Origin of the sequence: Micromonospora sp. S4605 (genome assembly GCF_003176715.1) — a bacterium.
GTDB classification, from domain to species: domain Bacteria; phylum Actinomycetota; class Actinomycetes; order Mycobacteriales; family Micromonosporaceae; genus Micromonospora; species Micromonospora echinaurantiaca.
Genome location: NZ_QGSW01000452.1, coordinates 1 through 3,049 on the forward strand (window position 1 = coordinate 1; position 3,049 = coordinate 3,049).

Genomic DNA, 3,049 nt, shown 5'->3' on the forward strand with positions numbered 1-3,049 from the left:
CTTGATCACCGCCCATTGCGGATCGGTCAGAGAGGACTCGTACGCCGGTTTACAGACACAACGACACAGACACGATCTTCACCGACACGGCCAACGAAGATCACGCCGAGGTATCACAACACTTTCTGAGCCGCCGGGCCGGCGGGCCCGCGACCTGAGGTCGGGCACTCACGGACCGGAGGCCGGGCACCTGCGGACGGGAGGCCGGGAAACGCGGAGGGGCCCCGCCGTGCGGCGGGGCCCCTCGACGTCGGCCGGTCAGCTGAACAGCGGACGGGCCAGCAGGTACATCAGCGCGCCGATGGTGCCGGCGGCCGGGAAGGTCAGGATCCAGGCGCCGACGATGTTGCCGGCCACGCCCCAGCGCACGGCGGAGAGCCGCTTGGTCGCGCCGACGCCCATGATCGCCGAGGTGATGGTGTGCGTGGTCGAGATCGGGGCACCGAGCACCAGCGCGTTGAAGTACAGCACCGAGCTGGCCACGGTCTCGGCCGCGAAGCCCTCCGGCGGCCGCAGGTCGATGATCTTCCGACCCAGGGTCCGGATGATCCGCCAACCACCGGCGTACGTGCCGGCGGCCAGCACCGCGGCGGAGGTCCAGAACGCCCACTCCGGGATGTGGCTCGCGCTGTCCTGGTAGCCGCCGACGTAGAGGGCGAGCACCACGATGCCGATGGTCTTGGCGGCGTCCTGCATGCCGTGGCCGACCGACATGGCCGCCGCGGACGCGGTCTGCGCCCAGCGGAAGCCCCGGTTGAGCTTGCCGGGGTGCCCCTTCCGGAAGATCCACTGCACAGCGATCATCACGATGTAGCCGAGCAGGAAGCCGACCATCGGCGAGAGCACCATCGGGATGATGACGCTCTCTCCGATGCCGGTCCAGAGCACCGTGCCGGAGGCGGCGATGGTCGAGCCGACCAGGCCGCCGATCAGCGCGTGCGAGGACGACGACGGCAGGCCGAAGTACCAGGTGATCAGGTTCCAGACGATGGCGCCGACCACGCCGGCGAAGACGATGCCCAGGCTCGCCGTGCCGGTGGGTAGCTTCACCAGCCCGCTGCCGACGGTCTTGGCCACCTCGGCGCCGAAGTGGGCGCCGATGAAGTTGCCGACGGCGGCCATGGCCAGGGCCACCCGGGGGGTCAGCGCCCGGGTGGAGATGCTGGTCGCGATCGCGTTGGCGGCGTCGTGGAAGCCGTTGGTGTAGTCGAACGCCAGGGCCACCGCGATCACCGCCAGCACGGCGATGAGTTCGGGACTCACAGGATCAGGACTCCTTGACCGCGATGGTCTCGACGGTGTTGGCCACGTGCTCGAAGGCGTCGCAGGCCGCCTCCAGCTCGTCGGCGACCTCCTTCATCTTCAGCACGGTCAGCGCGTCGTACTCGCCGGAGAAGAGCCGGACCAGCAGCATCCGGTACGCCTGGTCGCCGTCGTTCTCCAGCCGGTTGCACTCGATCCAGTAGTCCTCGAGGTCCTTCATCGACTTCAGCCGGGGCATCGCCTCGGCGGTCAGCTTCGCCTGCTGGTCGAGGACGTTGACCAGCTCGTGCATCTCGCGGGGCAGCGACGGGAGCTTGGTCAGCCCGTAGAGGTAGAGCAGGTTGCCGACCGCCTCCAGGTGGTCCATCACGTCGTCCAGCAGCGAGCCGAGCCGGTAGATGTCCTCCCGGTCGAACGGGGTGATGAAGGTGGAGTTGATCTTCTTGTACAGCTCGTGGGTGATCTGGTCGCTGTCGTGCTCCACCTCGGTGAGCCGCTCGCTGACCGACTGCACCTCGACCCCGGGCAGAGCCAGCTCGTTGAGCAGCTCGGTACCCCGCACCAGGTTCTGCGCGGCCCTGGTGAAGAGCTCGTAGAAGGCGCCCTCGTTCGGGCGGAAGGAAAACTTCACAGCACGGACCTCGTCGTGTCGGTGGAAGGGTGGCGGCCGCCCCAAGGGGTGCCCGCCTGGGAATGCTAGAAAACGGCAGAACCGCGAATACGCCGGCCCACCCCTGGCCAGGCCGCATTCATCGCCCGTTCACCTACTGTTCACCTGCGACGATCTCTCAGGTCCCAGCAGCCGCTCCCGTTCGTGCCGCACGTCGAAACCGGCTGGCGGATACCCGAGTTGGAGTGTGTCGAACGTCTCCCGGAGCAGGTGCGCCAACGCCCAGTCCCGGTACCACTTGCGGTCGGCCGGCAGCACGTACCAAGGCGCGGCCGGTGTGCCGCAGCGGCTCAGCGCCTCGGCGTACGCGGCCTGGTAGTCGTCCCAGCGGGCCCGGGCGTCGACGTCGGCGGGATCGTACTTCCAGTGCTTGCGCGGGTCGGCCAGCCGGTCCAGCAGCCGCTCGCCCTGCTCCGCGTAGGAGATGTGCAGCAGCACCTTGACCAGGGTCACCCCGGCACCGGCCAGTTCCCGCTCGAAGGCGTTGATCTCGTCGTACCGGGCCTGCCAGACCGGCTCGGGCACCAGCGACTCGACCCGGGCGACCAGCACGTCCTCGTAGTGCGAGCGGTTGAAGATCCCGACGTAACCGGGCGGCGGCAGCGCCCGGCGGATCCGCCACAGGAAGTGGTGCCGGAGTTCCTCGGCGGTGGGCGCGCCGAAGGAGCGGATGTGCAGGCCCAGGGGGTTCATGGCGCCGGCGACCCGCTTGATCGCGCCGTCCTTGCCGCCGCAGTCCATCGCCTGGAGCACCAGCAGCACCCGCCGCCCGTCGCCCCCGGCCGGCCGCTCTCCCACCACGCCCGCACTCCCGAGGCCCGCCGGGTTCAGCCACGCGGGATCACCGCCGAGCCCCGCAGGGTCATCGTCGAGCCCCGTCGGGTCGGCGCGCGCCGCGCGGGCCTTGGCGGTGGCGAAGAGCATCTCCTGCTGCCGACCCAACTCCGCGCCGACCAGTTCGACCTGGCCACGGGCCCAGCCCTTGCGGTGCTCGCCGGTCACCTCCGGCCCGGGCAGCCCCGGGGTGGACCGCGGATCGATCGACCCCAGCTCGGCCGGCCCGCCCGGCGACACCCGCAGCAACTCGCGCAGCCGTCCGCCCACCGGCGCCACGAC

At 70.0% G+C, this 3,049-nt stretch carries 3 protein-coding genes; all 3 read right to left on the reverse strand.

The annotated features are described in order from the left end of the window. Window positions 1–258: 258 nt before the first annotated feature. The gene (locus DLJ47_RS33930) at window positions 259–1,263 is read right to left on the reverse strand and encodes an inorganic phosphate transporter (RefSeq protein WP_109906281.1); all 1,005 of its coding nucleotides are present in this window, start codon (window positions 1,261–1,263) and stop codon (window positions 259–261) included. A 4-nt stretch (window positions 1,264–1,267) separates the two neighbouring features. Continuing rightward, on the reverse strand, window positions 1,268–1,894 hold the full coding sequence (locus DLJ47_RS33935; RefSeq protein ID WP_088996260.1) for a DUF47 domain-containing protein: 627 nt from the start codon (window positions 1,892–1,894) through the stop codon (window positions 1,268–1,270). Window positions 1,895–2,023: 129 nt separating this feature from the next. Beyond that, window positions 2,024–3,049 (reverse strand): PPK2 family polyphosphate kinase (locus tag DLJ47_RS33940; RefSeq protein ID WP_233258167.1); only part of this gene is annotated, 1,026 nt, incomplete at its 5' end.